13 protein-coding genes are annotated in these 17,427 nt (G+C 39.5%); 6 read left to right on the top strand and 7 right to left on the bottom strand.

Annotation, left to right across the window (positions count from 1 at the left end):
• Positions 1 to 86: 86 nt before the first annotated feature.
• The 5 genes from AC1RJ8_RS01665 to AC1RJ8_RS01645 form a co-directional block, all read right to left on the bottom strand.
• Positions 87 to 1,313 (bottom strand): acyltransferase family protein, encoded by a 1,227-nt coding sequence (locus AC1RJ8_RS01665; protein WP_492952074.1) that lies wholly within the window; start codon positions 1,311 to 1,313, stop codon positions 87 to 89.
• Between the two features lie 71 nt (positions 1,314 to 1,384).
• Entirely contained in the window at positions 1,385 to 2,365 is a 981-nt protein-coding gene (locus AC1RJ8_RS01660) for a purple acid phosphatase family protein (RefSeq protein ID WP_492952075.1), read from the bottom strand.
• 106 nt (positions 2,366 to 2,471) lie between these two features.
• Positions 2,472 to 4,145, bottom strand: coding sequence for a RagB/SusD family nutrient uptake outer membrane protein (locus AC1RJ8_RS01655; protein WP_492952076.1), 1,674 nt, complete (start codon positions 4,143 to 4,145; stop codon positions 2,472 to 2,474).
• 18 nt (positions 4,146 to 4,163) lie between these two features.
• The gene (locus AC1RJ8_RS01650) at positions 4,164 to 7,202 is read right to left on the bottom strand and encodes a SusC/RagA family TonB-linked outer membrane protein (RefSeq protein ID WP_492952077.1); all 3,039 of its coding nucleotides are present in this window, start codon (positions 7,200 to 7,202) and stop codon (positions 4,164 to 4,166) included.
• A gap of 64 nt (positions 7,203 to 7,266) precedes the next feature.
• Complete coding sequence (locus AC1RJ8_RS01645) at positions 7,267 to 8,154, bottom strand: inositol oxygenase family protein (RefSeq protein WP_492952078.1); 888 nt, start codon at positions 8,152 to 8,154, stop codon at positions 7,267 to 7,269.
• 497 nt (positions 8,155 to 8,651) lie between these two features.
• Here AC1RJ8_RS01645 and AC1RJ8_RS01640 point away from each other — a divergent pair, with 497 nt between their 5' ends.
• The 4 genes from AC1RJ8_RS01640 (at position 8,652) to AC1RJ8_RS01625 (ending at position 13,442) form a co-directional block, all read left to right on the top strand.
• Complete coding sequence (locus AC1RJ8_RS01640) at positions 8,652 to 9,659, top strand: LacI family DNA-binding transcriptional regulator (protein ID WP_492952079.1); 1,008 nt, start codon at positions 8,652 to 8,654, stop codon at positions 9,657 to 9,659.
• Between the two features lie 124 nt (positions 9,660 to 9,783).
• Positions 9,784 to 11,412: a sodium/sugar symporter gene (locus tag AC1RJ8_RS01635; protein WP_492952080.1), complete on the top strand. Its 1,629-nt coding sequence runs from the start codon at positions 9,784 to 9,786 to the stop codon at positions 11,410 to 11,412.
• 50 nt (positions 11,413 to 11,462) lie between these two features.
• Positions 11,463 to 12,881: a glycoside hydrolase family 28 protein gene (locus AC1RJ8_RS01630; protein WP_492952081.1), complete on the top strand. Its 1,419-nt coding sequence runs from the start codon at positions 11,463 to 11,465 to the stop codon at positions 12,879 to 12,881.
• A gap of 222 nt (positions 12,882 to 13,103) precedes the next feature.
• A complete protein-coding gene (locus AC1RJ8_RS01625) occupies positions 13,104 to 13,442 on the top strand; it encodes a hypothetical protein (RefSeq protein WP_492952082.1) in 339 nt (112 codons plus the stop codon).
• A 16-nt stretch (positions 13,443 to 13,458) separates the two neighbouring features.
• Here AC1RJ8_RS01625 and AC1RJ8_RS01620 read toward each other — a convergent pair whose 3' ends face one another.
• Positions 13,459 to 13,740: a hypothetical protein gene (locus tag AC1RJ8_RS01620; RefSeq protein WP_492952083.1), complete on the bottom strand. Its 282-nt coding sequence runs from the start codon at positions 13,738 to 13,740 to the stop codon at positions 13,459 to 13,461.
• A 267-nt stretch (positions 13,741 to 14,007) separates the two neighbouring features.
• Here AC1RJ8_RS01620 and AC1RJ8_RS01615 point away from each other — a divergent pair, with 267 nt between their 5' ends.
• On the top strand, positions 14,008 to 14,331 hold the full coding sequence (locus tag AC1RJ8_RS01615; RefSeq protein ID WP_492952084.1) for a TfoX/Sxy family protein: 324 nt from the start codon (positions 14,008 to 14,010) through the stop codon (positions 14,329 to 14,331).
• Between the two features lie 176 nt (positions 14,332 to 14,507).
• Positions 14,508 to 16,388, top strand: a complete 1,881-nt coding sequence (locus AC1RJ8_RS01610; protein WP_492952085.1) for a gamma-glutamyltransferase family protein — start codon at positions 14,508 to 14,510, stop codon at positions 16,386 to 16,388.
• Between the two features lie 46 nt (positions 16,389 to 16,434).
• Here the strand turns inward: AC1RJ8_RS01610 and AC1RJ8_RS01605 are convergent, their stop codons facing one another.
• On the bottom strand, positions 16,435 to 17,415 hold the full coding sequence (locus tag AC1RJ8_RS01605; RefSeq protein WP_492952086.1) for a PorP/SprF family type IX secretion system membrane protein: 981 nt from the start codon (positions 17,413 to 17,415) through the stop codon (positions 16,435 to 16,437).
• Between the last annotated feature and the right edge of the window lie 12 nt (positions 17,416 to 17,427).

Here is a 17,427-nt window from a genome sequence, read left to right as displayed (position 1 = left end):
TATGAGAAATTTCTGTTCTTCAAGATGATTGGGTAAGGTTTATGTCAATAATGTAAAAAAGGAAAACATATTATTAAAATGTTGTGTTAAATTTTTAAAAAGCATTTTCTATCATAAAGAAATTTTAATATCCCAAGCTGTACGAGTAGAACACCCAGCCATAAGCCTGCCTGCTGCCAGGCTAAAGGTATTTTAGTTATTACGCCACCAAATAGGAATTGTGAAGTAGATTCGAAATTGAAAAGCCCATGGGCACAAACGTAAATTAAAATAGAATTTGTACCAATCCAGATGAAGGGTAAGCTCCATTTTTGATAAGTTTTAACATCGATAATGTAATAGAAGAAGGAGAACAGCACCAGACTGAATCCACCGGCAACCAACACAAAAGAACTTGTCCACATATTTTTGTTGACCGGAAAAAGCATGCCCCATAGTAATCCAAGCGAAACCAATATTACGCCTGCTACAAGGAGGTAGAAAGCTTTTAGAACCAAGCTGAAACGCTTGTTTTTAGTGTTTAGAAATGTTCCCGTAAATACCCCTAAAAGTGCTGTTGCAATGGCAGGAATAGTACTCAGTAAACCTTCTGGATCATAAACCGCACGATGAAGTTTGCCAGGCAGCAATAAGCGGTCTACATAAGCTGCCAGGTTACCTTCGGGTGTTAAAATGCCATTTCCAAAACCTGGAACAGGTATGGCTATCATGATGATGTAGTAGCCCAGTAAAATGCCGAGCAGCCAAACAAGCTGTTTGCGTAATGAAAAATTGAGGTAAATTAATGCAGCAAAAAAAGTGGATAGGCCAATACGACCAAGTACGCTTGCGAAACGTGTATTTTCGTAGCCTTCCCATTTGAGTAAACCGTTTACCACCATTCCAAGAAAGATTAAAATTAGTGTTCTCCTGATCAGGGCATAATAAACACCTTTTGCCGATTTTTTTTTATCATTTCCGCCATTTAAATGTTTTTCGTAAGAAAATGGCATCGAAACACCAGAGATAAAAATAAAAAGCGGGAAAATCAGGTCGTAAAAAGTAAAACCGTTCCAAAGGGAATGATGAAGTTGATTGCTGAGGCCAACCAAAAACCTTTCGAAAAATGATAAATGGTCATTAATGGCAATGGTCCAATCATTGGGATTTCTGATCAAGTGGTGTTCTTTCATTATACCGTTGGCCAGTCCGTGGAAAATACCTTCTCCGCTAATAATCCAGAACATGTCAAAACCGCGTAAGGCATCTAAAGATAGTAGTCTTTTCTTTTTCGGTAAAAGCAAATCCTGTGGTGCAGATTCGGTAATGGCCATAGTATTTTTAAAGCTAATGATGGGCGGTTTTTGTTTTCTAAAATTAAGCGCTGTTTGGATAAATGCAGCATTTATTTTTTGATAATAGTATTGTAAATAATTTCTCCTTCATCGTTAATGGTTTGTACGCGGATTAAATCTTTGCCGACCGAAAAAAGCATAAAACCATAAACAGAAGCCACCATCTGGGCCCCATCAATGAGCTTTACAGGTGTTTTTTCCGATGCTGCGCCTGAAATGAAGTGATGCGTTTTGCCTTCGGGTTTTATGTACTGCAGGCTGTGCTCGTGCCCGGTGAGGTATACATCAACGCCATAACGATCAAGAACTGGTTTAAGAGAACTGCGGATTGCTTTGGTATCATATCCATCTGTCCGGCTTCCTCCAGTATACATGGGATGATGACCCACAACAATTTTCCATCTGATACTTGGATCTTCATCACTTAATACTTTGGCCAGCCATCGTTTTTGTTGGGTAGTATCCTGGCCTTTTACATTTGGGCCATATTCTGAATTTTTGTAAAATTCTGGAATTAAAGGGTTGGTATCGATAAAAGCAATCAATACCTGATTGTTCAGATCTCCGTTAATGGGAAATTTCTTTGCATAATAACGGGCCGGCATTTTCCATCTTCTGCTGATTTTTGAATAGGCTACCTGGGCATCTGGATTGGATTTATAATCGTGGTTGCCCAGTACCGGATACCAATCCCACTGCAAAGAAAATGCAGTATAAATATCTTCAAATGAATATTTAAAAAGTGGGTCGTACTCACTGATTACACCGCTAGGGTAGAAGTTATCGCCTGTAGAAATGATAAACTGTGCTTTCACATCGGCTGCGGTTATTCCCATTTGCCGGGCCACCTGTTTCTGATGGTCGGCGCCGTTACGGCCCCAATCGCCCATGGCAATGAAATTAAGCGATGAGGCATCTTTAGTTAAAGTTTTGGTTGGAGGGGTGGCTTCAGCTTGTGTTTTTAGTAAAACCTGAGCTTGCAATGAGCAACAGGTGAATAGAAAAATCAGTAAAAGTAAGTGTTTCCTCATGGAAATAGGTTTAATGTTTGGGTACTCCATCGACTTGAAAGGACGGAGAAAAAAGAAATTTCTCTGGCTTTTACCCCAGAGAAATTTTTGTATTGTTTACTGATGGTTAATTATAACCGGGGTTTTGAACCAATGTATTGTTTGTTGCTATTGCCGTACTTGGAATTGGGAATATACGGCGATAAGTGTCGGTATTGGTTTTAGATAAACCATAAGTGTTCTCAAATTTACCGAACCTGATCATATCATTACGGTGCCAGCATTCCCATGCAAATTCTTTCGAACGCTCATTGTAAAGCACATCCAATGTCAATGCGCCTAAAGCTGCAGAAGTGGTGCGGCTGCTTCTTACATTGTTTACCAGACCCAAAGCAGTAGCGCCAAGTGTTGGGGTTCCACCTCTAAATATAGCCTCTGCTTTCATCAGGATAATGTCTGAATAGCGGAATAATGGCATATCGTTATTTTGGTTACGGTTAGTTGGATTGGTGTAATCAGCGATAAATTTAATGTTACGGTAGCCCGTATTCCAGGCAATTTCATCCTTCCCTAAATCGTAAGCATTTGCACCTAAACGTGAGCTGCTCAAAGGAGTTAAATTTAGGGCATAAGTTAGTGCTCCAGCCGGAGTACCACCAGTATAAAACTGATCGTAACCTAAATTAGTGGTACTCACCATAATTGGACTTCCATCTGGCCAATATTGTGGACCGGTAAGCCATTGTTTATTTCTGATGTCGTTTGCATCGTTAAAATTTGCATAAAACTCGGTAGTGGTCATTCTTGGGCCGCTCGGTTTATTGTTTGATAGCCCTCCGCCACTACTTTGGTTCATAACCGGGTTAGTAAATGTGCCTGACGTGGAGCCAGAGTATTGATAACGTATACCAAGGTTACGGTTCAAATCGTAACGGGCCATAAACATATTACCGGTAGAGGTAGACGCATCAAATGGAATTGCAAAAATAAACTCTTTTTGCGTTGGCCCATTGGTGGGATAAAACATCTGTAGATAGCTCGACATAGGTTCTATGCTATACAAACCTGAACTGATTATCTGGTCGCAGGCCGCAATACAATCATCATAACGTGCAGTTCCGGTGTACACTGCTGCATTTAGGTACATTTTTGCCAATATAGAATAAGCCAGGTATTTTGTTGGCAAACCATAGGTTGCCATACCGCTCGTCGATTTTAAATAGGGGATAGCAGCCTTAAGCTCGCTTTCTACATAGTTGAATACCTCTGCACGTTTCGAATTTGTTTTTAATGCTGTGCTGCCATACAATGTATCTAACGGAACGTTGCCATATAAATCCATCATCATAAAGTAGGATAGGGCCCGCATGGTTTTTAACTCTGCAATGTTGGTGTTTTTTGCAGCACCTGCTGGCGCTGATTGGCCAATGATGGAAATTGTCTGATTGGCGGTGCCGATAATATTGGTTAAATATGCCCAGCCTGCTGCAACCCATGCATTGTCTTTTGTCCAGGTATGGCGATGCAATTCAAGGTACTTATTCCCATCAATCCAGTCGGAAGCAAAAATTGGCAGTACCGATTCGTCTGTTGAGCTGCTTTGTAAAAAGAAATAAGTGGTAGCATAATCGCTCCTTAAATTGATGTATACCGCTCCAGATGCCGATGTTAACTGTGCGGCTGTTTGAGGATAGGTTTCTGGAGTAAGTTCAGATGTAACGGGTACCTCGAGTTTTTGACAGGAGGTGAATATTAGTGCTCCGGTCAGCGCAAATAATATTCCAAATAATATCTTTTTCATGTCTTTAGAATTTGAGTTTTAAAATGATGCGTTAAGACCTAGTAAAAAAGTACGTGTTTTAGGATAGAAGTTGTTATAATCTATACCCGGGGCAGCACCTCCCTGATTAATCTCAGGATCAATCCCTTTATATCCAGTGATGGTAAATAAATTATTGGTTGATAAATAAACCCTAACATTACTTACATACTTAATTAGGCTTTTAAAATTATAGCCTAAAGTTGCGTTATCCAAACGTACATAAGAGCCACTTTCAATATACCGGTCTGAGTAGAATGAGTTTCTTGTGTCTGTTACCTTATCGTCTGCAGCACTGTTTAATATATTATTAACTGTTGCGCCAGCGGTGTAAGATAAATCAGCTTTGGTAGCGTTAAATATTTTATTGCCAAAAGTTCCTCTTAAAAAGATGTTCAACTCTAGTTCTTTATATTTGAAGGTATTGCTCCAGCCCATTATTACTTTTGGTTGCGCATTGCCCAGGTAGAAATAATCGGTTCCAATGCTAGGTGTAGTGGTTGTAGAACCATCACGTTTGTAAAACAGTGAGTTGCCACTCGCATCTTTACCCGCATATTTTAGGGTAAAAAACTGGCCAAGCGGGTAACCAACTTTCAGAATTTGTAAAGTTGCATTGGTTTGTCCCGGTCCTTCAGGATCTGAGTAACGAAGAGAATCTGCGTTAGAGATAGGGCCCTGTAAGCTCGTAATTTTGTTTTTATTGTAAGCCATGTTAATGGTGCTCAACCATGAAAAACTTTTGGAAGCAACTGGCGATACATTTAAACTTACTTCGATACCTTTATTGCTGATGCTACCACCGTTTGCCCATAATTGCCCGCCCGGAACAAGCGCTTGTGGTACACTATATTTGAAAAGCATACCATTTGTGTTTTTATCATATACATCTACACTACCTGTAATTTTATTGTTTAGGATGCCGAAATCAACCCCAAGGTTTTTGGTTGATGTTCTTTCCCACTTTAAATCAGGGTTTGCACCTTGTGTTGGCGCATATGCCGCCGCCTGAACGCCATTATTATAGTAAGTACCACTAATGCCATAAATTAACTGACCATTATATGCACCTATACCTGATGAGTTTCCGGTAACGCCGTAACTCGCACGGATTTTTAAATCACTCACAAACGATTGGCCCTTCATAAAATCTTCTTCGCTTACTCTCCAGGCTAAACCAACAGACGGGAAATAACCCCATTGGTTATTTTTTCCGAATGCAGAGCTTCCATCACGTCTGACTGAGCCCTGCAAAAAGTATTTACTCTTATAATTATAATTTAACCTAAAAAAGTCAGAGATCATCAGAATTCTTTGATAGGTAAGATCGTTTCCTAAATTAATGCGATAAGAAGGAACGGCATAGGGGTTTCCTAATGTAAGGTTCTGAAAGCCAATAAAATCTGTTGGGAAATTTGTGCTTGAGGTTTGAAAACCATCGCCAACAATATTATCCTGGTAACTGTAACCTAATACCGCGTTTAAGGTATGGTCGCCAATTTTCTTGTCCCAGGTTAAGAATGTTTCTAATATTTTATTGGTGTTTTCAAAATTGCTTCTTAAAGCCGAGCCATTAGTGCCAAACACGCCCCCAATCAGGGTATGTGCTATGCCAATACCTGGGTCGGGATTGTTGTAAAAGTTCGATGTTGGGTATTTTCCAAAATAACTGCTGTAAAATTCACCATGGGCGGCGGTAGTTTTCTGGTAAGATAAATTAATGTTATAGGTAAAGCCAAATGGCAATTTTACTTCCGTATTAAAACCGCCAATTAAAACATTGTACTTTGTTTCATCCTGTGCATTATCGGCAATGGCTACCGGATTAAAATAACCTGTATTGTTCAGGTTTTCGAAATAAGTTCCATCTGCATTATAAATTGGCGAAACAGGTAGGCGCTTTGCAGCCTGTAACAACACAATATTCTGTAGTGGCTCATTAATAGATTTGCTACTCGAATTTGATAGGTTTAAGCTGAATTTTACTTTATCATTGAATGCGTACTGATCAATGTTTAATCGACCAATAATACGATTTAATGAACTTTTACTTAAAATACCCTCTTTGTTAAAGTAGTTTAAGCTGGCGCTATAGTTGCTGTGATCGTTACCACCGCTAAATGACAGGTTATGGTTTTGTGAATATGCAGTAGAACGCTCAATGGCTTTCATCCAATTTACATTTTCGCCTTTATCATCATTTGGTGAAAATGCAACCTTGTTGGCAGTAAGGTAAGTTCTTAATTGATCGGCATCCATTAAATCGAGCTGATTACTTACTTTTTCGGCAGCTATATAGCCACTGTAGCTTAACTGCGGCATGCCCGATTTACCACGTTTAGTGGTTACTATAATTACACCACTAGCTGCACGGTTACCATAAATAGCAGTTGCTGCAGCATCTTTTAATACATCAATTGATGCAATATCGGCTGGTGCTATCGCCGCAATATCTGCTCCAGGGATACCATCTATAACGTAAAAGGGTGCTCCTGGGCTATTAACGGTAGATGCACCGCGCAAGATTACTGCCGCAGGTTTGTTTGGGTCGCCACTGGCGCTAATATTCAGCCCCGGAACTTTACCCTGTAGCAACTGCCCAACATCTGCAATAGCGCCTTTATTTAATTCTTCGGGTTTTACCGAGGTAATCGCACTTGATAAGCCCTTGCGAGAACCCTTACCGTAACCCACCACAACTACATCGGTTAATGATGCTGTAGCTTCTTTTATGGTTACTTTATAGCTCGAAGCCGTGCCAATGGTAATTTCTTTGGGTTCATAACCCATAAAGGTAAATACCAGTTTGTCGCCGTTTTTAGCGGTGATGCTAAAAGCACCATTATCCCCGGTAACCGTTACTTTGGTAGTGCCCTTTACCGAAACCGAAGCCCCGACAATAGGCAGTTTCGCATCATCCATTAAATTTCCGGTAATTTTTCGTTCAGTTTGTGCAAAAGCAGTGTTGAACGACTGGCTGATCAGTAAAAGTAGCAAAAAGATGCTTGCATACTTTAAGCTCGTACATTTAAATCTCATGATTTTTGTAGATTTAGGTTCATAAATTGGTTGTTTTATTTGGTTATTGTTTTGAGATAGAATGTTAAAATTTTATAGTAGCCGGTAGGTATTTTGCCACAAGCGCCTTGTAGTAAGGCGCTAGTTCTGCCCAGCTTTTCTGATTGGGATTTTTAGAGTACAGGTCGTAAGGATTAAACAGGTTAACCCATTTAAACATTTCATGATCTTTTTCATTCATCAGGTGATCGTAAGCATTTTCCCTGTGCTGCGCGTAAAAGGAATGGTAACGGAGCATGTATAAACCTGGCTCTGGAATGTAGGGCTTCATCATATGGTATACATACTCGTCATGGCCCCACGACATGTCTATATTGTCTAGACCGCAATTCTGAGTATACACGCCCAATTTGGTCTGATAGGTTTCGTTTCTAAAATCGGGGTTCTGACTGAAAAACTCCGGATAAACAATTTTATCTGAATAGGCGCAACCTACCGGAAAAGTATCGCCCACTACGGCCCATTGCGGTTCCCCAAATAAACAAAGCACTTTACCCATATCATGAATCAACCCCACCAATACCATCCAATCGGGGTGGTCATCGTTTCTAATCGCTTCTGATGTTTGCAACAAATGCTGCATCTGGTCCAGATCGGTATCAGGATCAGAATCATCCACCAACTTATTCAGAAAATCGAATGCACTCCAGATCGGCATTTCCTGTTTGTCGAATTTTAAATAATCTGCTTTTTTCTGTTTTACGAAATCATATGTTTGATAAGTATGGTTAAGCCTGTAAAATTCTTTTACGCTGTCTTTTTCCGTTTCATCATAATTTCTGAACTGTTCTTCTTTTTTTTCAGCATTGATGTTTTTTGGATCAGGATAGCGGATTAATATATCCTCTTCCCATTGATCAAGATTTTGCAAGGGATTTTGATTATCCTTTGAAGCATCGCTTTGGTTTCTCATAAGGCTAGAAATGGATTGGTTAAAGATTTTCTTTGGTTTGATAAGTTAAAGTTGAGTTTTTAGAAACTTAAACTTTTATATTTTACCGATTTTATTTACGTAAACGATTAAGTAAATTTTAATTCTATATGGTATAATCAACTTTAATTTGTTTATATTTAGTAGGTTACGGATTGAGTTGCACTAATGGTCGTCCTTTTCTGCCTGAATGCCGATTAGTGAAATGTATAAAAGAAAATAAATAAACGTTGTTATTACGATTATTTCATATTTTCGTTTGTAGCAGATACTTTTTCTTAGTCAAAAGAAGTATCTTATTGCTGTAACCAACAAATATGATGAACATAATTTGGCAAACCCGCTCTAAAATTGGCGGCAAGCTGGATTGTTTTTGATGAAGATGCTGGTGAAAAGGAGCTTTTGACCTATTGCACGCCAACTAAGGTGTTATATGGGCATTTTCTTCTGAAAAAACTAACTAAACAAATTTTTAAGACATGGCGGAAGTAGTGAACATTAAGCGGTTGGCTCAGGAATTAAATATTTCCATCGCAACCGTTTCTAAGGCCCTCAATGACAGTTATGAGATCAGTTTAAAAACTAAAAACAGGGTGTGGACCTTGGCCAAAGAATTAAATTATACGCCTAATCCTGCTGCCAGTAACCTTCGGAGCCATAAAACTAAAACAGTAGCGGTGATTATTCCCTGTGTGGCCAATAATTTTTTCTCACTATCCATCAAAGGAATCGAAGAAATTGCAAGGCAATACGGTTATCATGTGCTTATTTATCAAACTCACGAGAATATAGAATCGGAGGTGGCTTTCACCAACAGTTTATTAAATGGGCGGGTAGATGGTATTCTTACATCTGTGTCTAGCAGTGAGTATAACAGTGAATATTACACTAACCTGGTTAAGAAAATTCCATTGGTATTTTTTGACCGTGTTTATGAAAATCTGGATGCAGTTAAAGTAACTACCGATGATTACGAAATTGCTTTTCAGGCGACTGAGCATTTAATTGAATGCGGTTGTATCAAAATTGCGTATTTATACGGATTGGAAAATCTTCCTGCTGGTAAGGCCAGGTTTGCAGGTTATCGTGATGCCCTTAAAGCACATGATATTGATTTTGCCGAACAGCTTGTTATTAAATATCAAGATGACGAAGAACTTAATCTGCAACATATAAAGTGGCTGCTTAGGGAGTATAAGCCCGATGCACTTTTTTCTTCTATTGAAGAATTTATTATTCCTGCTTATTGCGCCTGCAGAGAAATGGGCCAAAAGATTCCGGATGATGTGAAAATACTGAGCTTTTCGAACCTGAGTACCGCAAAACTGTTGAGCCCCTCACTTACCACAATCTCGCAGCCAGCTTTCGAAATCGGGCGTGAAGCAGCAAAATGCCTGTTCAAAATTCTCAATAATAAACAACTGGACGATGAACAGAATATAATACTGAAATCGGTGTTGATCAGGCGAGAATCGACAGGCTGTTAACAAAGGTAATCTATGTTATTGTAACAGGTTAGGCGAAAACGTTTACGTAATTAAATAATCTAATTTAGCCCCCAACATTGGGATTTTTTCTGATTTTTAAAAAAACCAAATATAAAAAATCCATATGAACCACCTGTCTGCATTCGATTATGCTGTTTTTTTGATGTATTTTATTATTGTTTCGGCATACGGTTATTGGGTTTATCGGAGCAAAAAAAAGAAACGTACAGATACTAAGGATTATTTTTTGGCAGAAGGCTCGCTTACCTGGTGGGCAATTGGTGCATCTATCATTGCTTCTAATATTTCTGCCGAGCATTTTATTGGCATGTCGGGTTCGGGTTTTGCTATGGGACTTGCCATTGCAAGTTACGAATGGATGGCAGCCGCCACATTAATTATTGTAGCCATATTCTTTTTACCCATTTATATCAAGAACAAAATTTACACCATGCCACAGTTCCTGTCTAACCGCTACAATAATACGGTTAGTACACTGATGGCCGTTTTTTGGTTACTTGTTTATGTGTTTGTAAACTTAACGTCTATTTTCTTTCTTGGTGCTATTGCTATTGAAACGATTACAGGCGTTCCTTTTAATATATGCATCATTTTTCTGGCCATTTTTTCTGCTATCATTACGTTAGGGGGGATGAAGGTAATTGGTTATACCGATGTAATACAGGTTTTTGTTCTAGTTGCAGGCGGATTGATTACTTGTTATATGGCACTTAAACTCGTATCCGAAAAATTAGATGCACCAAGTGTTTTAGCCTCGCTTCCATTATTACGCAGTGAGGCCTCTGATCATTTTCATATGATATTTTCGAAAGGCGATAAATTCTACAGCGAACTGCCGGGTACTGCGGTGCTGGTAGGTGGTTTGTGGATCAATAATTTAAATTACTGGGGCTGTAACCAGTATATCGTTCAAAGGGCATTAGGAGCCGATTTAAAGACTGGACGCAACGGACTAATATTTGCTGCATTTTTAAAATTACTCATACCGGTAATTGTTGTTATTCCTGGTATTGCGGCTTATGTGCTTTATCAACGCGGTTATTTTCATTCCGAAATGCTCGATGCAGCAGGTACAGTTAAACCTGATCATGCCTACCCGGTATTGATGAATTTATTGCCCGCAGGAATTAAAGGCCTTGCTTTTGCCGCACTTACTGCTGCTATTGTGGCCTCTCTGGCTGGTAAATGTAACAGTATAGCCACCATTTTTACGCTTGATATTTACAAAAAGTTTATCAGACCCGAAGCCTCAGAAACACGTTTGGTTTCAGTTGGGCGGTGGTCTGTGGTTATTGCATCTCTGATTGCTATCGTTATTGCGCCTGCATTACGTAGTTTCGATCAGGTTTATCAGTTCATTCAAGAATATGTCGGTTTTATTTCGCCGGGTGTTTTTGCGATCTTTTTACTGGGCTTTTTTTGGAAGAAAACCACGTCGCGTGCAGCACTTACCGCTGCATTATTAACCATCCCCTTATCTACTTTATTTAAATTCCTGCCTACAGTTACCAACGGAGCTATTGCACCGATTCCTTTCTTAAACAGAATGTCGTGGGTGTTTATGATTATAATAGCATTAATGATTGTGGTAACACTAACCGATCCGAAAAGTAAAGATAATCCGCAAGGACTTGAAATTGATAGCAGTATGTTTAAGGTTACGCCGGCCTTTACCATTGCCTCGGTTATTATCTGTGGAATCCTGGCAGCACTTTATACTGTTTTTTGGTAAGTAAAGCTTTATGTAAAATAGCCAATGTATTTATTTATAACATGTTAAAAATGAAGTTTAAAACCTTGTTCTTTTTTGCCCTGCTGATTTCTTTCGGCGCAATGGCTCAAAATAAATTATACAATATTAAAAACTACGGTGCGGTAGGCGATGGTAAAACCAATGATGCAGCTGCTATCCAGAAAACCATCGATGTCTGTGCAGCAGCAGGCGGGGGACAGGTAGTTGTACCCGCTGGTCATGTGTTTTTAACTGGTCCTTTTAACTTAAAATCGTTCATCGATTTAAGAGTGGAAGGTGGGGCTAAGCTTTTGGCCAGCCCAGATGAAAAACTGTACACCCAAAGTGCCTTTCGTGAAAATAAGGGCGAGGGTACCATCTGGATTGGAGGAGAAAAATTAGAACAGATTAGCATCAGCGGAACAGGTGTAATTGATGGAAATGGGATTTCGTTTATGGGCGAGGAGCTTAGTGACTCATATGTATTAAAACCCTTTAATGTTGTAGACCCTAGGCCGCATTTGCTTACTTTAATCGGTTGTAATAAACTGAATATAGATGGGGTAACTTTTCAGAATTCAGCCTATTGGACGGTTCATTTAGTGGGTTGTAATGATGTATCGATATCGAATATTACACTCTTAAATAGTATTAAAATCCGTAACAGCGATGGTATTGATCTGGATCACAGTAAAAATGTGAGAATTACCAATTGTTTTATCGAATCAGGTGATGATTGTATCTGCTTAAAAAACAGACGGGAATTTGAAGAATATGGTGCCTGCGAAAATATTGTGATTAGCAACTGTACCATGACTTCCAGCTCATGCGCAATTAAAATAGGTTCTGAAAATATGGACCGGATTAGTAATGTGCTCATCAATAACTGTAATATCAGGAAAAGCAACCGCGGTATTGGTATTCAAAACCGTGATGAGGGTACAGTAAACAACGTAATTTTTTCCAACCTGTTTATCGAATCCAAACTTTTTTCGGATGTATGGTGGGGTAAAGCAGAGCCCATTTACATTACTGCTTACCCAAGAGCAACCAGCAACAACAAAGATGCGGGCTGGCGTTTACCAAAAGGACAAACCAAGGGAAAGGTAGGAGCGGTTAAGAATATTTATTTCAGCAATATTCGATGTACTGGAGAAAGTGGTGTGTACATCAGCGGCGAAAGTCCCGATAAAATTTCAGATATCTATTTTGATCAGGTTAGTGTTTATCTCGATAAAACAACAAAAGAAGAAGGCGGCGTGTACGACCGTAGACCAAGCAATGTAGAGGGATTGGTTAAAAGTGCGATTGCAGGCTTTTATTTTGAAAATACCGGATACATCAGTCTATTTAACAGTAATGTGGTATGGGGTATAAATAAGCCAGGTTATGCCGGAAAAGCACTTGAACAAAAGAATGTAAGTAAGCTCAAAACCGTGAACTTTAACGAAACTACAGTAGATAAATAATTAAGGGCTGCTCCAGGAATTAAACTTTCGGCTGTAGTTCGGATAGTCAGGCGCTGCCACGCCCTAACTTGCCGGTTTAAGGGTTTTTCTACTTAAACGTTTACGCAAATAAATACTTCTAAATCCAATTAAAGGCCTTCTTTTTTTAACAACTTCGTTATACCATAACCAATACCTCAGGCAATAACCAGGTAAATAATAGCTGTTGTGAGAAAAAAATATATGTTAAAAACAATAAACGTATTGGTTGATCTGCCCGATTTTGGCATTATAGAGTTGCCCTTAGTTTATGAAATGAGCATAGAAGGGGGCGAAACAGGTGTTTGTTTGGTCAACTGTAAGATAATGTTGAGTGCTGAAAATCTACCTGAATGGCTATTAACAACCGCCTTTAGCATTGTTTATACCCAGGCTGAGACTGAAGACGCAAACATTGTTTCAGTGAACACCGATAACGGAACTACAAACCGCTATCATGAAATCATGCTGAGCATTGTATCGTCATATATTAAGCTCAGAGAAGATCGTATTGGTTTAAATCAGCGCTTAATAACGACTTGAAGTGTAATTGGTTAAGTTATTGAAAATCAGCTAGCTGTTCTCTTTTTGTAATTTCGCCCATTGCAATAACGATTTCGTTAATAGTTTTCATACTAAAGACATGTCTGCCGGTTAACCATCGTTTAATTTCATCAGGGTTAATGTCGAGTATGGAAGCAAGATCGTTTTCTGTAGCGCCCTTTTCTGCAAGCACTTCTGTAGTTTTATTGGCAACATCAAGATTTAGTTGTGCCAGTTTCTCAATTCCAGGATTTCCAGTTTCTTCCAGCCAGATAGAAACAAAATCGTTTTCTTCCATTTTATTCTTTTTTAACATTTAGAACAATCTTACTCCTTCTATCAATTGTTCATTTGGGCGGCAAATTTAGTGATTAAGCCCATTATTGCAAACCAGAATCAAAAAGAAAAGCAATGAGCCAATGATTAGTCTGCGTTTAGGTTTAATTTAATGGTTGATTGTGCTTATCTTAGTGCAATTGGCGAATTTTTATCTTAAATACAGTTAAAAGCTGCTTATCGATTATTCATTTAGCCTTATTCGTATTCCAATTAGATCAATTTACAAATGGCCTCAGACCAAAAATTCGTAGACTTTATAATAGATCAGATAGATTATTCCGGAAAGGTTAGCTATAAAAAAATGTTTGGCGAATACGGCTTGTATTTTGATGATAAACTGTTTGCATTGGTGTGCGACAATAAGCTGTTTATAAAGCCTACTTTATCTGGAAGGGCGTATATAAAAGATGTTGTGGAAGCACCTCCTTATCCTGGGGCAAAAAATCAATTTCTAATCGAAGCACAATTGGAAGATCGCGATTGGCTAAAAAAACTCGTCGGCATAACGGTTGCAGAACTGCCTGAACCGAAACCCAAGAAAAAGAAATAAGAATAGCATCCTGCATTCTTCTGGTTGGATGGATTTAGAAAAAGCTAACGATGTGCACTACGGAAAGCTGCTTGGGTACTGTTTAAATTTGTAACAAGCTTGTTTTATTCCCCGAATTAAGGGTTGTTGTGCAGGCGCCGGACTGCTATAGTAGATATTTTAGTTATATTGGAACTATGAAAAATTTAGCCCTGTTTCTGTTATTATCACTCTCTCTTCGCCCTTTATTTGCACAGCAAACACAAAAGCCAATGCTTTATGGCAACAGCTGGATGGCCATCACCGGAAAGCCTATGGCAGCAACAGCAGGGTCGATAATCTTTCAGCAGGGTGGAAATGCAGTTGATGCGGCATGTGCCATGTTGGCTGCTACTTGCACCATGTGGGATACTTTAAGCTGGGGGGGAGAAACACAGGCGCTAATTTACAATCCGAATACAAAAAAGGTGATCGCGATTAATGCAATGGGTGTTGCCCCAACTGGAGCAACTGTTGCCTTTTTTAAAGCTAAAGGTTATAGTTTTCCGCCAGAATACGGCCCTTTGGCCGCAACCACACCAGGTACACCCGGCGGACTGATTTATATGCTGAGTAAATATGGTAGCATGAGCCTGGGGCAGGTTCTGGCACCTGCCATGCACATGGCTGCGGGTTATGCCATAGAAGCACAGGCGGCAAACAGTATGGAGCGCGATAAAGAATTGATTAAAACCTGGCCTTACAGTAAAAAAGTGCTGTTGCTACATCTGGGCGAAAAACGTGAGGCGCCAGAAGCAGGTGAGATTTTTATTCAAAAAGACCTGTTGGCCACCCTAACCAAAATGGTTGAAGCAGAGCAAGCTGCACTAAAAAAAGGTAGTTCGAGGCAAGAAGCATTAATGGCCGCTTACGACCGTTTCTATAAAGGAGACATTGCGAAGGAATTTGTACGTGGGAGTAAGGAACAAGGTGGATTGATTACCATGGATGATCTTGCTAAATGGAAACCAGTCGAAGAAGAAGCACTAAGCACTGATTATAAAGGCATTAAAGTATACAAATTAAAACAGTGGACTCAAGGCCCTGTTTTACTGCAAGCTTTGAATATATTAGAAAATTTCGACCTGAAAGCGATGGGCTACAATAGCTCAAAATACATCCATACTGTTTATCAGGCGATGAACCTTTCTCTTGCCGACCGCGATTTTTATTATGGCGATCCTAATCAAAGTCCTGCTGAACCGATAAAAGGTCTGTTAAGTAAAGATTATGCAAAACAAAGGGCCTCGCTTATTCAGCCTGATAAAAATGATGCGAACACTGGCCCTGGCGATCCTTACCCATACGAAGGCAAGAAAAACCCTTATTTAAATCTGTTAAAAAGTAGAGGCTTTAACCCCGATACAACCAAGCGTAACTTTGCGCCGAAGCACGACCTAGGTAACAATACGCCAAAAGAAATTTATGAAGACCGTTTATGGCGGGGAACGACATCGATAGAAGCCGCAGATAAAGCTGGTTGGGTGGTATCAGTTACCCCAAGTGGCGGATGGCTTCCAGCCTGTATTGCCGGTAATACCGGTATTGGGATGAGCCAGCGGATGCAAAGTTTTGTGCTCGATTCTACTTTAAACCCCTTCAATGTTGTTGCACCGGGAAAACGCCCAAGGGTAACCCTGTCGCCTTCATTATTTATCAAAGATGGTAAACCATTTGTATCCGCTGCAGTTCAGGGCGGAGATACCCAGGATCAGAATCTGCTGCAGTTCTTTTTAAACATGGCTGAGTTTGGTATGAACGTGCAAAGGGCAACTGAAGCCGCTAACTTTAACACCAATCAGCTTTGGCTTTCGCTGGGTGGTACTAAAACAAGCGACAGAGCACCAAAACCTGGTCAGATTTTATTAAACACCAATACAAAAGAGGAGGTGCGCAATGAACTGAAAAAAATGGGTTATACACTCAGTTTTTCAGAACGGACCAGTGGCCCAATCAATGCCATTTATTTTGATTGGAAGCACAATAGTTTGCAAGGTGGCTCAAGTAACCATGGTGAAGATTATGGTATTGCATGGTAATACATTGGTTCGATGAATGACCAGTATTGCATTTTTTGATTAACACCTAAAAATAACACTTTGGTCTTCGGCTCTTTTTGGTTTCGATATAATAGCCAACTGAAATTTCATGCGAGCCATAATCATAATTGCTCAGTTTATTGAGGCTGTAATCATAACCATAACCAATACGCAGGTTAGATCTTATAAACAATTCGCTGATGAAACCAACTGCCGCTCTACTGGTTAATCCGCGCTGCAGGTTCTCTTTAGGATAAATTTTCACCGAGGTGCGATACACCGCGCCAAGCCAGAAACGCTCTTTTACAAGTAAAAAGGCATTTAAATCTAATGAAGTTGGCCCGTGTAAATCGTCTTTAATTAAAAAGGTTGGTTTAAAAACGAAATCATCATTTATTGGTAAGGCAACCCCTGCACTCAAGTAAAAATGAGGCTGAATTTTTACGTTTAAAGAATTGTAATCGTCAAATACCGATAAGGTTTTTGACAAGAGGTTATTTGCCGAAAAACCGATAAAAAACTTTTCATTTGAATAATGGATACCTGCGCGTATATCGGGCATGGTCTGACTTATTGATCCATTGGGGATACGGTTATCGCCCATTTCGATAGGATCTAACAAATTGCCGTTTAAGGAGGTCTGAATTACACCTACGCCTAAACCAAAAGCAAGGATGTTTGTTTCGGTGCGATCGAGTTTTATCCTGTAAGCGAAGTTTGCCGATGCATTTAACGTATTTTGTGCACCTATTTTATCCTTGGTTACAATCATACCCAGGCCTAAACTTTCGTCGTTTACCGCTTCGTCGGCAGATATAGAAAGCGTTTGTGGTGCTCCCCGAACACCAGTCCATTGGGCTCTCGCAAAAGCCTGTAGGTAAAGCTCTTCCTTATAACCCGCATATGCAGGATTGATGTACATGTTATTAAAAACATATTGCCCAAACTGGGCATCTTGCTGCGCAAATACCTTAACGGATAATATCGTAATGATCAAAACAAGAAGTATCCTTTTCAAAATGTTCATGTCTGTATTTTG

Source organism: Pedobacter sp. GW822-FHT03F06, assembly GCF_058801365.1.
This window is presented reverse-complemented; position numbering and strand designations above follow the sequence as displayed.

Bases quoted from the DNA above. Each gene is read 5' to 3' on its own strand.
- AC1RJ8_RS01620 (WP_492952083.1), bottom strand. From the start codon at position 13,740: ATGGAAGAAAACGATTTTGTTTCTATCTGGCTGGAAGAAACTGGAAAT.
- AC1RJ8_RS01605 (WP_492952086.1), bottom strand. From the start codon at position 17,415: ATGAACATTTTGAAAAGGATACTTCTTGTTTTGATCATTACGATATTA.
- AC1RJ8_RS01665 (WP_492952074.1), bottom strand. From the start codon at position 1,313: ATGGCCATTACCGAATCTGCACCACAGGATTTGCTTTTACCGAAAAAG.
- AC1RJ8_RS01635 (WP_492952080.1), top strand. From the start codon at position 9,784: ATGAACCACCTGTCTGCATTCGATTATGCTGTTTTTTTGATGTATTTT.
- AC1RJ8_RS01645 (WP_492952078.1), bottom strand. From the start codon at position 8,154: ATGAGAAACCAAAGCGATGCTTCAAAGGATAATCAAAATCCCTTGCAA.
- AC1RJ8_RS01660 (WP_492952075.1), bottom strand. From the start codon at position 2,365: ATGAGGAAACACTTACTTTTACTGATTTTTCTATTCACCTGTTGCTCA.
- AC1RJ8_RS01640 (WP_492952079.1), top strand. From the start codon at position 8,652: ATGGCGGAAGTAGTGAACATTAAGCGGTTGGCTCAGGAATTAAATATT.
- AC1RJ8_RS01630 (WP_492952081.1), top strand. From the start codon at position 11,463: ATGAAGTTTAAAACCTTGTTCTTTTTTGCCCTGCTGATTTCTTTCGGC.
- AC1RJ8_RS01615 (WP_492952084.1), top strand. From the start codon at position 14,008: ATGGCCTCAGACCAAAAATTCGTAGACTTTATAATAGATCAGATAGAT.
- AC1RJ8_RS01625 (WP_492952082.1), top strand. From the start codon at position 13,104: ATGTTAAAAACAATAAACGTATTGGTTGATCTGCCCGATTTTGGCATT.
- AC1RJ8_RS01655 (WP_492952076.1), bottom strand. From the start codon at position 4,145: ATGAAAAAGATATTATTTGGAATATTATTTGCGCTGACCGGAGCACTA.
- AC1RJ8_RS01610 (WP_492952085.1), top strand. From the start codon at position 14,508: ATGAAAAATTTAGCCCTGTTTCTGTTATTATCACTCTCTCTTCGCCCT.
- AC1RJ8_RS01650 (WP_492952077.1), bottom strand. From the start codon at position 7,202: ATGAGATTTAAATGTACGAGCTTAAAGTATGCAAGCATCTTTTTGCTA.